The 15634-nt window shown below is 35.7% G+C and carries 16 protein-coding genes and 1 pseudogene; 6 read left to right on the top strand and 11 right to left on the bottom strand.

Annotated features, from left to right (window positions below; genetic code table 11):
• Positions 1-11 precede the first annotated feature (11 nt).
• The gene (locus RCG20_RS06075; RefSeq protein WP_308183341.1) at positions 12-410 is read right to left on the bottom strand and encodes a hypothetical protein; all 399 of its coding nucleotides are present in this window, start codon (positions 408-410) and stop codon (positions 12-14) included.
• A gap of 755 nt (positions 411-1165) precedes the next feature.
• On the bottom strand, positions 1166-1813 hold the full coding sequence (locus RCG20_RS06080; RefSeq protein WP_308183342.1) for a hypothetical protein: 648 nt from the start codon (positions 1811-1813) through the stop codon (positions 1166-1168).
• A 331-nt stretch (positions 1814-2144) separates the two neighbouring features.
• Here RCG20_RS06080 and RCG20_RS06085 point away from each other — a divergent pair, with 331 nt between their 5' ends.
• From RCG20_RS06085 to sigK, 4 genes and pseudogenes are all read left to right on the top strand, one after another.
• Positions 2145-2459, top strand: a complete 315-nt coding sequence (locus RCG20_RS06085) for a hypothetical protein (RefSeq protein WP_308183343.1) — start codon at positions 2145-2147, stop codon at positions 2457-2459.
• Between the two features lie 200 nt (positions 2460-2659).
• Entirely contained in the window at positions 2660-2794 is a 135-nt protein-coding gene (locus RCG20_RS06090; RefSeq protein ID WP_308183344.1) for a hypothetical protein, read from the top strand.
• 125 nt (positions 2795-2919) lie between these two features.
• Complete coding sequence (locus tag RCG20_RS06095) at positions 2920-4515, top strand: recombinase family protein (RefSeq protein WP_308183345.1); 1596 nt, start codon at positions 2920-2922, stop codon at positions 4513-4515.
• A pseudogene (sigK, locus tag RCG20_RS06100) lies at positions 4487-5023 on the top strand (RNA polymerase sporulation sigma factor SigK); the annotation flags it as partial. The gene RCG20_RS06095 and the pseudogene sigK, both read left to right, overlap by 29 nt.
• Before the next feature lie 57 nt (positions 5024-5080).
• Here sigK and RCG20_RS06105 read toward each other — a convergent pair.
• A complete protein-coding gene (locus RCG20_RS06105; RefSeq protein WP_308183346.1) occupies positions 5081-5761 on the bottom strand; it encodes a response regulator transcription factor in 681 nt (226 codons plus the stop codon).
• Between the two features lie 251 nt (positions 5762-6012).
• Between RCG20_RS06105 and RCG20_RS06110 the strand changes: the two genes are divergently transcribed.
• The gene (locus tag RCG20_RS06110; RefSeq protein WP_308183347.1) at positions 6013-7800 is read left to right on the top strand and encodes a M3 family oligoendopeptidase; all 1788 of its coding nucleotides are present in this window, start codon (positions 6013-6015) and stop codon (positions 7798-7800) included.
• 423 nt (positions 7801-8223) lie between these two features.
• On the opposite strand, the gene RCG20_RS06115 is transcribed toward RCG20_RS06110, so the two are convergent.
• The 6 genes from RCG20_RS06115 to RCG20_RS06140 all read right to left on the bottom strand — a co-directional run bounded on the left by RCG20_RS06115 (position 8224) and on the right by RCG20_RS06140 (position 12663).
• Entirely contained in the window at positions 8224-8364 is a 141-nt protein-coding gene (locus tag RCG20_RS06115) for a YrzI family small protein (RefSeq protein ID WP_308183348.1), read from the bottom strand.
• Between the two features lie 378 nt (positions 8365-8742).
• Complete coding sequence (locus RCG20_RS06120) at positions 8743-9003, bottom strand: YrhC family protein (protein WP_308183349.1); 261 nt, start codon at positions 9001-9003, stop codon at positions 8743-8745.
• Between the two features lie 233 nt (positions 9004-9236).
• Complete coding sequence (locus RCG20_RS06125) at positions 9237-10370, bottom strand: bifunctional cystathionine gamma-lyase/homocysteine desulfhydrase (protein ID WP_308183350.1); 1134 nt, start codon at positions 10368-10370, stop codon at positions 9237-9239.
• A gap of 1 nt (position 10371) precedes the next feature.
• On the bottom strand, positions 10372-11295 hold the full coding sequence (locus tag RCG20_RS06130) for a PLP-dependent cysteine synthase family protein (RefSeq protein ID WP_308183351.1): 924 nt from the start codon (positions 11293-11295) through the stop codon (positions 10372-10374).
• Positions 11296-11316: 21 nt separating this feature from the next.
• Entirely contained in the window at positions 11317-12009 is a 693-nt protein-coding gene (mtnN, locus tag RCG20_RS06135; protein ID WP_308183352.1) for a 5'-methylthioadenosine/S-adenosylhomocysteine nucleosidase, read from the bottom strand.
• 15 nt (positions 12010-12024) lie between these two features.
• Positions 12025-12663 (bottom strand): class I SAM-dependent DNA methyltransferase, encoded by a 639-nt coding sequence (locus RCG20_RS06140; protein WP_308183353.1) that lies wholly within the window; start codon positions 12661-12663, stop codon positions 12025-12027.
• A gap of 162 nt (positions 12664-12825) precedes the next feature.
• Here RCG20_RS06140 and RCG20_RS06145 point away from each other — a divergent pair, with 162 nt between their 5' ends.
• Entirely contained in the window at positions 12826-13032 is a 207-nt protein-coding gene (locus RCG20_RS06145; RefSeq protein ID WP_308183354.1) for a YrzA family protein, read from the top strand.
• A 34-nt stretch (positions 13033-13066) separates the two neighbouring features.
• Here the strand turns inward: RCG20_RS06145 and RCG20_RS06150 are convergent, their stop codons facing one another.
• A complete protein-coding gene (locus tag RCG20_RS06150; RefSeq protein ID WP_308183355.1) occupies positions 13067-13753 on the bottom strand; it encodes a DUF1510 family protein in 687 nt (228 codons plus the stop codon).
• 84 nt (positions 13754-13837) lie between these two features.
• Positions 13838-15589 (bottom strand): peptidoglycan D,D-transpeptidase FtsI family protein, encoded by a 1752-nt coding sequence (locus RCG20_RS06155; protein WP_308183356.1) that lies wholly within the window; start codon positions 15587-15589, stop codon positions 13838-13840.
• Positions 15590-15634: the final 45 nt, after the last annotated feature.

The raw sequence follows: 15634 nt of genomic DNA on the forward strand, positions 1-15634 counted from the left end.
TATAGTAACCGTTAATCCATAAAAAACTCTGGCAAACAGGGTAGCCCATCCACTGATATTCTTGTAATCGAGAAGGTTTGAACCAACCCGATATCTCGGACGTATAAATCAACAGATTCTTTGTTGATTTTAGCCTGATAATGTTGGACTTTATTATCGTGATCCAAATCTTCTTGAATGGAACTTATGCTTGGGTTTTTCGGTAAATGTTCGAGAAACTGAATTGTAGATGTATCTTCAGAAACCGATTGAAAAGCAACTGGATTATGAATTAGCCTCCTCAATTGCCATTTAATAAAAAATTCATCTCCATTAAACATTCCAACCCACACTCGAAAACAAAAAAATAGAAATCCAAGCACCATAATTCCTATAATAGACCCAAGAATCGTTTTCCTTACTCCACTCATACGTTCACCTCATATTAATAACGCAGCAAGCAAAAAATCCCTTGAATACTTTCTTATACTTGGTTGTGAATATATTGCATATTCCTCCCAAATAGTTCAATCCCTGACGTTTCCATTTCTATAATCAAGGCAATAATTCCTCTAAAATAACTGAAAAGGAGGAAATTATTTTAATATTATCAAAAGCCTGGGATTTATATGAATCGGATAAAAGGATTGAAGGATTCTCTCCTCAGACATTAAAAGCGTATAAGCTCCAATCTAAGCTACTTATTCAATACTTCAACGATGTAGCTTTAACGACTGATCAGCTCAAAGGATACTTAGCTAAATCCAGTGAACACCTAAAGCCATCAAGTTTGTCTCATCGAATTCGATTTATTAAATCGATATTTCGTTGGTCACACGAGGAAGGGTATGTACCAAAAAATCCAGCTGCGAAAATTAAAAAACCTAAACAAGGAAAACAGATTCCAAAATTTTTAACGGAGAGAGATATAGAGCATTTAAGGGAAGCGTGTTTTACTCCAATGGAAAAGGCATTAAGCGTGTCTCCACGAAGGGTTTACGCTTCTGAGAATCCGTTAATTTTCACTGGGCTTTTTTATTTCTCCATCAGAATAGAAAAGTGGTAGCACTGCTGCTTCAAGGATGCTATGACATGATATTGATCCGCTGCGATTTATTCCCAATTCCTTTGGTGGTGTGCCTACTATCCAATCAGATCTTCCCACCACAAAAAGTATAAATTCTCTCTAAAAGTTTTCTTTTTTTAAGTTTTTGCGTATTTCTTTTGCTACCACTTTGGGCGTTTTTAACTTCCATACTTTTAAAACAATAGGCAAATGATGATTTGTAATAGGGGAATTGATATATGCCTCAAAATTATCTAATAGATATTCCCTTGCATAATTCAGTACGGCTACCACTAATTTGTTAACCGCCTTTGTCTCTGATTCTTCACATACTACTATATCCAGATCGGGCATTGTGATCGTATATCTTGAGAACTTTTCTCCCAAAACAATGTCATCATAATCCTTCGTAATTCTCGCATTTAAAGGTACTTGTTCAGCCCATTGTGATCTTTCCCTTTCCGACTCCAATTCCTCTTCCAGTTCACGAATTCGAGTGTACATACCCGTTACCGCCTCTACGTCCTTCTTCATTACTAAGATAAAGGTTTCCAAACTTATTGGATTAATGTAAAGACCTTTTGTAGTCGGAGATCCCTTCAAGACCCGGACTGCGTCAATTAATCCTTTTTGGCACCATTTCTGTACCATTTGTTCATTTTGGGTGATGCCTTCTGCTTTCAATCGCTCAAATGCTTCTTTTTTTGTAACCGAGTATTTCCTTATTAACTCCCCACTCAAAAGTTCAACCGTTTGCGTTTTAACCATTATCAGGTGTTCACCGTCCTTAAAATTAGTAGTAATAAGAAATACAATATTTTTAAATAGTATTTCTCAATACTATATTTTTAAATACAGTATTTCCTAATACTATATTTTTTAATGCCATTTTGGTGTCTTTTTTGCTTATTAACCCCGCAGACAGGTTAGCAATTTAAGAAGGAAAAAAAGACAAAAATTTTCTGTGAGAGTCAGCTAATTTAAATATCTATTATGAAATCGACTAATCTATACTGAAAATAAAAAATATTCACTCTATTATTAGAAAGACAAAAAACTTTTGTGTCGAATTTTATCCATAAAAGAGGAGGAGTTGAATTTGACAAAATTAATTACAGTTCAAAAAGCAAAAGATGAGGTAAAAAGATTACAGGAATATTTAGATTTAGTTGAAGATTATGAGGCAAATACATTGGAAAAATGGATCATAAAAGAATTTGCAATCACAAATAGCCTCGTTGAAGTTACTAAGAGGGCAAATGCTCGAGGATTAACGTTGAATGGAAGTCTTATTGATAAAGAATATGTTAAATCTATTATTTGTGGAAAATCTACTGATAAATTACATCGATTATTAAGGTTAGGATTTAATAAAAGAATAAAAACTATTAAAAAAGGGCAATATCCCTTTTAATAATAGTTGTAATTTCAAAGCCGTCTAATGCTTTTTTTATTAAAAATAGTTTCTTTTAAAAATAGGAAATCATAAAAAAACTACATAAAAAGAAATTTTCTAAGTCCAAATTTTCCCCTTTAAATATTATCGAGTAAAATCACTCAAATCAAACATAGGACAACCTTAGCACTTCATACATTGTGTTGAGGTGATTCAGCTTGGCAAAAAAGCTTGAATTTTTGTATCACCCAAACATAGATAGAGAACTCGATGAGGAAAAAGTTAGACGGGTACAATTGATGATAGCTGAATTCCTCGTCAAAAAAGCTTTGGAAAAAGCCGCGAGCAAGTAAGCGGCTTTTTTGTTTGGTAAATACTTCCCAATCTTGTTTATTCCTCTTGAACAACCCTATACTATTAATGAAATATGCAAAGACTGAATATATATATTGAAAAATAGAACAGGGAGTTTTTATATATGATAGGTATTTATATTCGAGTAAGTACCCAAAACCAAGTAAATGAAGGATATAGCCTAGAAGCCCAGGAAGATCTTTGTATGAAGCGAGCAAGTGAACTTGGGCATTCAAAATCACAAGTTAGAGTTTATCGCGAGGAAGGGCGAAGCGGTGAAGATATTGATCGTCCAATGATGAATCAATTACGTGAGGATACGGCAAATGGAATTATTACAACTGTCATTATCACCGACCCAGACCGATTAACAAGAGATTTAACAGATAAGCTTATTGTCTGCAAAGAATGGGATAGACAATACGTAGATATCATATTTATTGATACCGAATACCAAAATACTCCTGAAGGGCAAATGTTTTTTAATATGCGTTCAGTGTTCGCTCAGTTTGAGTTAGCTCAAATCCGTAAACGAACAATCCGTGGTAGACTTCGTGCAGTTGAAAAAGATAAAAAGATAATGCCAATGCGAACAGCTCCATACGGATATGATTATAAAGATGGAAAACTTTTAATAAACATTCAGGAAGCTGAGTTTGTAAAGAAAATATACGATTGGTATCTTATTGGCTTAACGCTTCGAGAAATAGGGGGTAAGCTGTTTAATGAGGGGGCTGTTCCTAAACGTAAGGAAAGTAAGAACTTTGGTGCGTCGTCAATTAGCAGAATCCTAACTTCAGAAATATATATCGGGAAGTATGTATATAACAAACGAGAAACTAAAAAAGCATGGGGCGAAAGAACTGCTTCAGGAAACCAAAGAAAAACATATAAACTTCGTGATGAGGCCAATTGGATTAGAGTTGATGTTCCTGCTATTATCGACGAAAAAACATATATTCTTGCTCAAAATAAAAGAGTAAATAATAAAAGAAAAGGAGGAAATATAAAATTTGATTATTTATTTAGAGGCATGATTCGCTGTAAACACTGTGGACGTATTTGGGAATGTACAACATATAACGGTCGAAAGGATAAAACGACAGGTGAAATGAAGAAATATGCTGTATACAGATGTCCAAATTTAAATCCAAAACGTTATGGCGATGGAATAGAAAAATGTAAATCGCAAAGTATCCGCATTGACTTGTTAGAAAAATATATTATGGATTTAATATATAGGACATTAAGCAACAAAGAAATGTTTAAACAAGTAATTAAGAATCAGCTGCTTGTTACAGACGATACACTGGATGATGAAATATTAGAACTCGAGAAACAGCTCAAACGGAAGATTGATGAGCGGGATCGTATCAAACGGATGTATGTTGTGGCACAAGTCATTACTGAAGAAGAAATGCTTAAAGATATGAAAAAGATTAACCCTGAGATAAAAAAAATAACTGATGATATAGATAAATTAAATAGAAAAAAAGAGAATCAGGTATCCAATCAAATAACCGATGAATATATTGATTTAATTATTAGGAATATAGAGAAAATGTTTGAGAACGAAGATATGATGTTCAAGGATAAACGCCAATTGATGGAATTACTAATTGATGAAATTACGATTGATGGTAGGAGCGAGAAGATCGGAATCACAATACAAGGACTTCTTGACGACATTGCTTTGTGGTCACATTGTCAAGAAGTTTGAGAACACAGGGGAAGATGCTGAGGATTTAATTTCAATTGGAACAATTGGTTTAATTAAAGCCATTGAAAGCTATTCAGAAGGCAAAGGAACAAAATTAGCCACTTATGCGGCACGTTGTATTGAAAATGAAATTTTAATGCATTTAAGGGCTCTAAAGAAAACAAAAAAGGATGTCTCACTCCATGACCCAATAGGTCAAGATAAGGAAGGAAATGAAATATCGCTCATTGATGTATTAAAGTCTGAATCAGAGGATGTTATTGACACAATCCAATTAAATATGGAACTGGAAAAAATAAGACAATATATTGAAATCCTTGATAAGCGTGAAAAGGAAGTCATTATTGGACGTTTTGGTCTTGATCTTAAAAAGGAAAAAACACAGCGGGAAATTGCGATGGAACTAGGAATTTCCCGGAGTTATGTTTCTAGAATCGAAAAACGGGCATTAATGAAAATGTTTCATGAGTTTTACCGCGCGGAAAAAGAACGAAAGAAAAAGAGTTAAGAGCAGGATATCCTGCTCTTAACTCTTTTTACCTATTTTTCATTAGGGTAAAGATCTTTATGATTCCTTATCTAACCACTTATATCCCAAACCCCATACCGTAGATAAGTGATCATCTATGGGATACCCTATTTTTCGTAATTTATCTCTTAGATTCCTTACATGTGAATCGATTGTACGATCCTCAGTAGATACAGCATATCCCCAGATTGAAGTTAATAAATGCTCGCGAGTAAAAACTTTATTTCGATTTTGTAGAAAAAGACCTAATAATGAAAATTCCTTTGGTGTTAATGGGACATGTGTTTCATTGTATAAAAGTTCATAGGAATCCTGATTTAAAATAAGCCCATTAAATTCTATTCTGTTATTATTTCCTTCTTTTCTTCGTAAGATTGCTTCAATTCTAGCGATTAATTCTTCTTCATCAAATGGTTTTGAGATATAATCATCTGCTCCAAGTTTTAGCCCTTTTACAACATCCATTTTTTCAGATCGTGCTGTTAACATGATAATTGGAATATCCCAGCGCTTGCGGATTTCTTGGCATGCTTCCCATCCATCCATTTTTGGCATCATAACATCTAATAAAATAATGTCTACTTTATCAGATTCTAAGTAATGAATTGCATCTAGTGCTGAAGTGGCTTTTTGACAATGGTATCCTTTTGGATTTAAATAAAGTGCCAATAAATCTAACATTCTCATTTCATCATCAACCAACAGAATTTTTTTCAACAGTGTCCTCTCCCGATAACTAAATGTTGAAACAAATTATACTACATATTGCTTGCGAATAATTGTTAATTTTTTAAGTTGATGATTCACATTTTGGAGCTTTTGCGTAATGGAAAATTCCAGAAAACAAACATATAATAATAGGGTACATACAAAACGTTTATGCGTTACACGCCACTAAGTCAATTAACTAAACTAATAGAATAAGGCGGTAAGAGTGATTGCTCAGCCCCTTACCAAGGAGGAATTTTATGGCTACTTATTCAGATGTCTGGAATCTTGAAGTTTTTTTTAACGGTGGAAGTGATTCTGCCGAATTTGCAGAGCACCTCATTAAAACAGCAGAACTTATTGAAAGCTTCCAAACAAAATTAAATAACTGGAAGTCAGCTAATTCACCAAAAGTGAGTCAGTACATATATGATCTGATTGCTAACTTTGAACAGACAGCAAAAAAACTGCGCCAAGCAGGAGCTTTTGTTGGTTGTCTTCAAGCACAGAATACTGATGATAAGAAAGTAAGCAGCCTCAAATCTAAGGTAACCAGTCTAAGTGCTGCCTTTCAGACAGCACTTTCAACGTTTGATGATCTATTAATCTCGATTGATGATAATAGTTGGTTAAAGTTATTAGAAGATTCCGCTTTAAATGAACTATCGTTTGTTTTAACGGAACGGCGTGAACGGGCTCAGGATAAATTATCTAAAGAAGAGGAAGCTCTGATCAATACCCTTGGTATCGATGGTTATCATAGTTGGGGCCAACTGTATGATTTGATTGTAGGAAAAATAAAAATACCTTTTATCGAAAATGGTGAAGAAAAACAACTTTCTGTTGGTCAAGCTTTTAATAAATTTTCAAGTCCAGATCGTGATGTACGAAAATCAATTTTTGAAAAATGGGAAAATGCCTGGAGTGAACAGGCTGATTACTTAACAAAAACATTGAACCATCTTTCTGGATTCCGCCTAAGTGTTTATGAAAAAAGAGGTTGGCAAGACGTCCTAAAGGAACCACTTACCATTAGTAGAATGAAAAAAGAAACATTAGAAGCGATGTGGAAGGTTATTTCTGAAAATAAACAACCGCTTATAAACTATTTAAATCGTAAAGCGGAACTTCTTGGAATCGAAAAGCTGAGCTGGTTTGATTTGGATGCTCCGTTAAGTAAAGTTGAAACAAAAATTTCGTACCAAGAGGGTGCCGAATTTATGTTAAATAATTTTTCCCAATTCGGTGACAAACTGGCTTCTTTTGCAAGGAGAGCTTTTGAAGATGAATGGATCGAGGGTGAGGATCGACCTGGAAAAGCACCTGGTGGCTTTTGTACATTTTTCCCCGAGAGTAATCAATCACGTATTTTTATGACTTATTCAGGTACACCTTCTAATGTTTCGACACTTGCTCATGAACTTGGCCATGGTTTCCATACTTTTGCGATGAAAGGTCTTCATCATCTTAACCGTAACTATGCCATGAATGTTGCCGAAACCGCGTCAACCTTTGCGGAAATGATTGTGTCAGATGCATCTGTGAAAAATGCAAAGACTGATGAAGAGAAATTAGCATTACTTGATGATAAAATCCAAAGAACTGTAGCACTATTAATGAACATACATGCACGTTTCCTATTTGAAACGCGCTTTTACGAAGAACGAAAGCATGGATCAGTGTCGACAGAAACACTCAATGAATTAATGCTAGCTGCGCAAAAAGAGGCATATGGGGATGCGTTAGAGGAATATCATCCATTGTTTTGGGCTTCCAAGCTTCATTTCTTTATAACGGGAGTTCCTTTCTATAATTTCCCCTACACATTTGGTTACTTGTTTTCACTTGGCATCTATTCGCTAGCCCTTAAGGAAGGTAAAGATTATGAAGAGAAATACATTGCATTACTAAGAGATACCGCCCAAATGACAGTTGAGGATCTAGCAAAAAAACATTTAGATGTCGATTTAACCCAAAAAGATTTCTGGGAAAGAGCAGTCCAATTATGCATTGATGATATTGATGAGTTTCTTGATTTAACTAAATAAAGAAAACTCGCCGATTGGCGAGCCCCTAAGGGTGATAATTTGCTAAGAAAAAGGAAGGACCCCTTTTAGCAAAAAATTCTCAGGACAAAAATCAAGTTAAAAACCATCATAAAATGATAAAAAGCAGGGAAAATGATCCCTGCTTTTTTTTATTTTGGCTGTGTTAAAGATCATTGTTGATTTTGCTGCAATGTTGATTGGAGCGGAAATCAACAGGTAAATTTAACAAAGCCTTTATTTTAGTGATGGTCTTTCCTTTTTCGAAATATAAGAGTTAATAGTAAAATATCTAAATACATATGGGAACCTCCTAGTTATTATCCGTTAGGTGGTATCTTTCTCCACCCATAAGATTGCACCCCTGCCTTGCATAAGAAATAGCATCGTAAAAACCACCTTTCTGCATATTTATTAAAATCCAAATTACATAAAACGATACATAGAAATCTGCCGATCCTTATATTCGTCATAAAGTTTTTCAACCATTTCTTGATTTGCTATATTTTCATGGTTAATTTCACGTTTTTTGATCGTAACCGTGAAAAATAAAATATTTAGAGTCATCTTTTGTCACCTCCTTGATAATTACCTATATATCCAAAAAAGAACAGAAAAAAACCGCAAGAGTTCACCCTTACGGTTATGTCAATGGGACACAAAAATACCGCAAGGCGCTATTCTCCCTGCGGCATGGATATACGGATTCACATTAAATAGTTATGCGATCCATTCCGTTGTGGTCGAATGCTTGATATTCATATTTGAAATTTGAGCTTTGGTTCCAACATATCTTAAGTTCATAATAATTCGACCTCCTATCGGAATTTTTCACTAACTATGGTAATTATATCCACAAAAACTTTGTTTGTAAACCCTTTTAAAGGAATTATTTTGAAAAAAAAACGTCCATTTAACAAAAATAAGCGCCCCACATTGGGACGCTTATTTTTTCATTAAATATTCTTGACCTTCTTCGAGCTCGGTCAGCTTAAGTCGAAAATGTTTTGATTTAGTAAAAAATAATATTGACAGTGCTAGGAAGGACATCGATGCAAGAATCATAATATTTAAATCCATCATACTAGTTGTAGCAGATGGAATAATAATACCTAAGTAAAAAAACACACCTACAGCTAACATGATAGTGGCGAAACGCTTAAAATCAATCATTTTTTCATAAAGATGCTTTGCTTTGCTTTCCATTCACAATCACCAGCTTTCTTTAAATCTACTAAACAACTTTAACATAATTAGTGTGGTTAAAGAGAATGTAAATAATAGTAAAGTTGGTAGAAACTAAAGTGACCGGTCTGTTTTATCTCACATCATTTTTCACATACACGCATATTCGATACCATCACCACTGGATGGGTTTTTACTTTTCTATTTTTTAAAAGCAAAAAAGCCGGCTCAGTATTTTGAGCCGGACTCCCATTTTATTCTAATGCCTGTTTTAAATCCTCAATCAAATCCAGAACATCCTCAAGACCCACTGAGATTCGGACCAAACCATCGGTTATACCTAGTTCATCTCTACGTTCTTTTGGAATAGAAGCATGAGTCATTTTAGATGGAACAGAAATTAAACTTTCTACAGCCCCTAAACTTTCAGCAAGTGTAAAATACTTTACTTTGCTTAAAAGCTCAGTGGTCTTCTCTTCACTGCCAACATCAAACGAAACCATCCCACCGAATCCTCTTGTCTGCTTTTTAGCAATTTCATGATTTGGATGTGTTTCAATTCCAGGGTAGTACACTTTTTTCACGCCAGGATGGCTTTGTAAAAACTCAACAATCGCAGCTGTATTTGCTTCATGTTCCTCCATGCGCACACCTAATGTTTTTATTCCACGCATTAAAAGCCATGAGTCCTGAGGGCCTAGGACGCCCCCTGTTGAGTTTTGAACAAAATGAAGATCCTTTGAAAGCTTCTCATTATTCACCACTACAAGACCTGCTACAACGTCACTATGACCACCAATATACTTTGTTGCACTGTGTAATACAATATCAGCACCATTATCAATCGGGTTTTGCCAATAAGGAGTAGCAAAAGTATTATCGACAATAGTTAGCAGCCCATGATCTTTTGCAATTGTGGATGCTGCTTCAATATCAGTAATTTTTAGGAGTGGGTTTGTTGGAGTTTCTAAATAAACAGCTTTTGTATTTGTACGAATCTCACTTTTAATATTTTCTAAATTGCTTGTATCAACAAAAGTTGCCTCAAGGCCAAAACGATTCAATACCTTCGTAATAACACGATACGTACCACCATAGACATCATCTGTTAAAATAACATGATCCCCACTGTTGAACATCATCATAATAGCTGTAATTGCCGCCATCCCAGAACCAAAGGCAAATCCTGCATAACCGCCTTCAATATCTTTAATAAGCTCTTCGAGTGCGTGCCTTGTAGGATTTCCTGTTCTAGAATATTCAAAACCCTTATGCCCACCAATTCCGTTTTGTTTATATGTGCTAACTTGATAGATTGGAACAGACACAGCACCTGTTAGCGGATCACTATTTATTCCACCGTGAATTAATCTTGTTTTTCTTTTCACGTTAAATCCCTCCTTCATAAATTTTTTTGCTTAAATATCGTTCACTTCCATCTGGAAAAATAACAACGATATTTGTGCCCGATTTTGCAGTGTTTGCTTCAATAAGTGCTGCTTCAAATGCTGCACCAGAAGAACTCCCAACCAGAAGTCCCTCTTTTGCAGCCAAATTCTTAACACGCTTGAAAGCAGCTTCATCAGAAATAGTATGGATGGCATTGAAATAAGTTGGATCCATAAAGCCAGGTAGGAATTCCATGCCAATGCCCTCCGTTTTATGTGATCCAGATTTACCACCATTTAAGATGGAGCCCTCTGGCTCTACAATTACTGTTTTTATAGCTTTGTTTTGACCCTTTAAATATTTTGCTGTACCCATAAAGGTGCCGCCAGTTCCTGCCCCCGCTACAAATAAATCAACCTTTCCATCCATTTGATCCCAAATTTCAGGACCAAGCGTCTTTGAATAAGTTTCAGGATTAGCTGGATTAGCAAATTGCTGTGGACAATAGGAGCCTGGTATTTCTTGTATTAACTCTGCAGCCTTTTCGATTGCTCCCTTCATTCCTTTTCCTGTTGGAGTATGAACAACCTTTGCACCAAGAGCTTTCATTAATTCCTGTTTTTCGGTACTGAACTTTTCTGGAACACATAAAATCGCCTGGACACCCATATTAATTGCCGCAAGGGCTAAGCCAATTCCAGTATTTCCTGCTGTTGGTTCAATTACCGTTCCCCCAGGCTGTAGTTTCCCACTCTTAAATGCTTCTCGCAAAAGTTCTAGTCCAAGTCGATCCTTAACACTTCCACCAGGGTTCATAAACTCAAGCTTGGCAAAAATTCGAACACCTGTTGGCAATGGGAACTGTGATATTTCAACAATTGGTGTATGACCGATCAATTCATGGACATTTTTATAAACCTTCATTTTCTTTCCTCCACTTTTTTCCTAAAGGGCTTCGACCATTTTCATAACCAAGGTTGCAGAATGAAGTGCCGCCTTATCTAAAAACTGATCAAACGAAACACCAGACTCTTTTCCGGCAATATCAGAAAGGGATCGAATAATAACAAATGGAACATTGAATAGGTAAGCAACCTGTGCAATAGCGGCAGCTTCCATTTCAACTGCCTGCAAATTTTCAAATTTCGTACGTACAAAATTTACTCTTTCAGGATCATTCATAAAAGAATCCCCAGTTGCAATGACCCCTTTAACAATTTGAATTTCTTCTATTTCTTTTGCTGCTGCTTCTGCAATGGCTACCAGTTTTTCATCTGCTAAAAATGCTGCAGGAAGCTGAGGCACTTGACCGTATTCATATCCAAATGCTGTTACATCAACATCATGATGGCGAACTTCGGATGAAATAACTGCATCACCAACATTTAACAAAGGATTAAAGCCACCTGCAGATCCCGTATTGATAATGCAATCGGGTTTATACTTTTCAAGGAGAATCGTAGTTGACATTGCCGCGTTCACTTTACCTATTCCAGACCGAAGCAAGATCACATCTGATCCATGCATTTTTCCAAACGTAAATTCACATCCTGCCACTATTTCTTGCCTTGAATCCTCAATGCTTTCTCGTAATAATGTTACTTCTTCTTCCATTGCTCCGATTATAGCTATTTTCATGTTTTGACCTCTTTCTTAAATTTTTACGCCTTCCATTAACCAGACAAAGTCATTATAGCGTGTAAAAGAAACGATAAAATTATTTTCCTCTAGGATCTTTTTCAATATAGGAATGGTCGTATAATATTCCGTCTCTAAGTCCTTCGCTAGGTTATAAAAGCGTTTTTCTTTTGCTTCATTAATTGCATTATTATACTCTTCCTCGGATCCATACATGGTATCCGCAAAGACTATTTTACCACCAATTGAGAGGGTGCTGCCATAATATGCAATAGCTAAAGCTTTTTCAGCATCGGTTAAATGATGGAAGGCATAAGTACTAACATACGTGTCCACATTTTTAAACTCTGGAAAATGAAGAAAATCACCGTCTAAAATCACAATGCTCTCACCTAGTTTTTCTTTTGCAATCTCCCGCATTGAAGGAGAAGGCTCAATCCCTGTTATCTTTAAACCGCGTTCTTTAAGCTTTTTGGTTAAGTTTCCTGTTCCAACGCCAAATTCGATAACATGTCCAAAAGACCGAGATGCAACACTTTCAAGGATTTTTTCATAATTTAAAAAGACTTCTCTATATTCAATATCCTGACCAATAACGGTTTCGTCATATGAATCTGCCCATTGCTCAAATAGTTCAAGAAACTCTCTTCCCATATTTATCAGCCTCCATTTTACATAAAACCTATAAGCATACTATGAATTAAAATGAAACTTGTTCTCAATCTACCATATTCCTATGATTTCTTCAACTATTCATTTGCTAGATAAGAGGAAAAACAATAAGATTAAAATAATGACTGAGAAAGGATGTTTAGTATGAATTTCCATTTAGATCTAATCGAAGATAAAATTGAGTTTTTTGAAGCAAATTCTTTAAAAAATCTTGAAAAAAAGATTTCAGAACAAATTGACATTAACAGGGCAATTTTACTTACGGTCTATTCTGTAACACATCAAATGCTCTTAACAGATAACGGGCAACCTTATTATTCGGCTGTCGTTCATTTTAAATTAAAAAAATAGGATGGAGCCAATGTGGCCCATCCTTACTACGTTTTCAATTTTCATTATCGACTTTGGAAAGTTCTTCAACCTTTGTCGGTTTCCAGCCTTGGCCATCTTCCCATTGAATATAAACACGGTACTTTTGTGTTTTGTCTTTCGAGGACACAGTCCCAACAGAACCATTTGAAGTGCTTTTATCCCTTCCTAAAAACCATACAGTCATATTACTTTGATCTAAACCAGTTGCATAGGAAATGGCATTTAACATTTCTTGCCAATCTGTTGAATCTGAACTATATACAGGGGCATGCTCGCCTGTTTGTGCAGTCCCAACTGGCTTCCAATCAGGATTCTCAACTGTTTTTTGGACTTCAGGAGTATCACCGCCCTCTGTTGTAACCGCTTGTGATTCATCCGCATTTTCAATGGTTGACGAATCATCTGATCCTGTTTCATCACTTTGTTGACTATCATCCAAAGCAGTTGAATCTTGACTGTCAGATGATGCAGTCTCTTGATCCTCCTTATTACCTTTATCTTTATGTACGGGCTGTTTCGCTTCTGTTTTTTGTACATCTTTTTTTGGTGATGCATTATCATTATCAGACGAAAAAATAGTGTATGCGACAAAAGCAATTAATAAGAGAACAAACACGATAAGACCATTTAAAATAATATTTGTTTTCTTTCTTTTTGCCCTGTAACCCGAACGCGAACTGGAATGAAAATCATTATTCAAAATATACCCCTCCTAAATATAAGGTTGCCAACATTCTACCATGAGTTGATAAAAACTTGAACCCCTTTGCATTGTCTTTTGGAACTATCGGTCATTGACATAGAGCATTTTAACCATATCTGTAAATAACTGATTTACCCCTCCCTCATCATCAAAAACATCTAAATTGACAGTAACAAGTGCATATTTGGGATGATCATATGGAAAATAACCTGCAAACCATTTATTATGCAATTGTTTTCCATTCTCATATTTTCCTGTTTCAGCTGTCCCTGATTTGCCAGCTACATCATATGGCAGATTTTGAAACCATCTCCCTGTACCATTGGGATTCAGTACAACTTCCCTTACTAGCCTTTGAAGCTTCATAGCTGTATAAGGAGAGATTTTTTCCCCTGGTAAGTCCTTTTCTTTAAAATCTATCATAGTGGTGCCATTTTTATACTCAATTTTTGAAACTGCTCGTACCATTTCTTTGTCCCCACCTCTTGCAATAGTTGCCATCATATTAGCTACCGCTAAAGGTGTCGCCCTTACTTCGTGTTGTCCAATTCCTGTCATGGCAACATAATTACGATCCTTTCGCTCTTTCTCAGATAAAAACACCCTTCCTTTCTCTTCTTCGTTTAGTTGTTTAAAATTACTTGAGTGGTATACATCTCCACTCCAGCCGACTGGTCCAACCAAAGAAAGTCTTTTTGCATAATCATCTAAAAGTTCCGGGTCAATATCTGATAATTCCTGGGCAAGTTGCCCAAATGTATGATTGCAACTTCTTGCAAAGCTATCTGTAAAGTCAAGCATTCCATAATTATACTTTAATTCTGGTTTACCATTTATTTTTTTGCTGCAATCAAAGCGGCGTGATACCCCATCAAGGTTATGGTCTATAGCAGCAGCAGCTACAACGGTTTTAAAGACTGACCCCATAATTTGTTGATTCAGCATCTCGTTTGTCATGCCAATTCCACTGTATGGATTCCTTTTATCAATTTTTGGGCGCGAAACCATTGCTAAAATACTATTGTCTTGTAGATTAAGTAAAACCAGTCCGCCCTTTTGAATTTTATACCTATCTACTAGATCTTCCGCACGTTCCTGTATGTTTCGATCAATTGTCGTACGAACATTTGCTGGATAAAATGGATTGGCTGGGTCAACATACCTGACATTTACTCCAAACAGAGGAGCTCCATCACCATCAACATGATAAATTAGCTTAGATTTACCTTCAGGTAAAAGAAATTCATCGAAGCTCGCCTCAAGACCAGATACACCAATTAACGTTTTATCTGATAGCTTTTTATTTGGATAGCGTTTATTTAAGAGCCTTGAATTTTCACCGATAAGGCCTAGTAACTGCTCAGAAGGGATATGTGACCTTTCCATATTTTTTTCAATTGCAAATACGCCCGGAATTTTCAATGCATTAAGTTGTTCCATTTGTGAAGTGGTTAATTCAAATGGATTCGGTTCACCGAGCGCAAATGGTTTTTTCGCCTTATCGACAGCCACCTTCACTAATTGCTCTGAAAAGCCAGTAATTTTCGCTACCTTGCCTATATCCCATTTCATATTTTTCAAAAAAGGGAAGAGGACAAGAACGGATGCTTTTTTGTGTGTTAGTCCCTCACCGTTACGATCAAGAAAATTTCCTCTTCCATTATCGACCACTAATTCTTGTGAACGTTGTTTCACACTTTGCTCAAATAAGTTAATATTGTGTTTTGAAAAAGTTGTGGTTGAAAATATCTGGATCTCCATCAAACGACCTAATAACAACGACAAACAAATAATACAAATGAATAGCCATCCTCTAGCTCGTCTTTTCCACATAAAAAACACCTCGTCAAAAGTGTTGACGAGGTGTTACCATTTCAA

Source organism: Neobacillus sp. PS3-40 (genome assembly GCF_030915485.1).
Classification (GTDB): Bacteria; Bacillota; Bacilli; order Bacillales; family Cytobacillaceae; genus JAUZPL01.

Coding starts and splice junctions, on each gene's coding strand:
- RCG20_RS06130 (WP_308183351.1), bottom strand. CDS start 11,295: ATGAAGGTTTATAAAAATGTCCATGAATTGATCGGTCATACACCAATT.
- RCG20_RS06080 (WP_308183342.1), bottom strand. CDS start 1,813: ATGGTTAAAACGCAAACGGTTGAACTTTTGAGTGGGGAGTTAATAAGG.
- RCG20_RS06115 (WP_308183348.1), bottom strand. CDS start 8,364: ATGACTCTAAATATTTTATTTTTCACGGTTACGATCAAAAAACGTGAA.
- RCG20_RS06140 (WP_308183353.1), bottom strand. CDS start 12,663: ATGGGAAGAGAGTTTCTTGAACTATTTGAGCAATGGGCAGATTCATAT.
- RCG20_RS06145 (WP_308183354.1), top strand. CDS start 12,826: ATGAATTTCCATTTAGATCTAATCGAAGATAAAATTGAGTTTTTTGAA.
- RCG20_RS06110 (WP_308183347.1), top strand. CDS start 6,013: ATGGCTACTTATTCAGATGTCTGGAATCTTGAAGTTTTTTTTAACGGT.
- RCG20_RS06120 (WP_308183349.1), bottom strand. CDS start 9,003: ATGGAAAGCAAAGCAAAGCATCTTTATGAAAAAATGATTGATTTTAAG.
- mtnN (WP_308183352.1), bottom strand. CDS start 12,009: ATGAAAATAGCTATAATCGGAGCAATGGAAGAAGAAGTAACATTATTA.
- RCG20_RS06075 (WP_308183341.1), bottom strand. CDS start 410: ATGAGTGGAGTAAGGAAAACGATTCTTGGGTCTATTATAGGAATTATG.
- RCG20_RS06095 (WP_308183345.1), top strand. CDS start 2,920: ATGATAGGTATTTATATTCGAGTAAGTACCCAAAACCAAGTAAATGAA.
- RCG20_RS06155 (WP_308183356.1), bottom strand. CDS start 15,589: ATGTGGAAAAGACGAGCTAGAGGATGGCTATTCATTTGTATTATTTGT.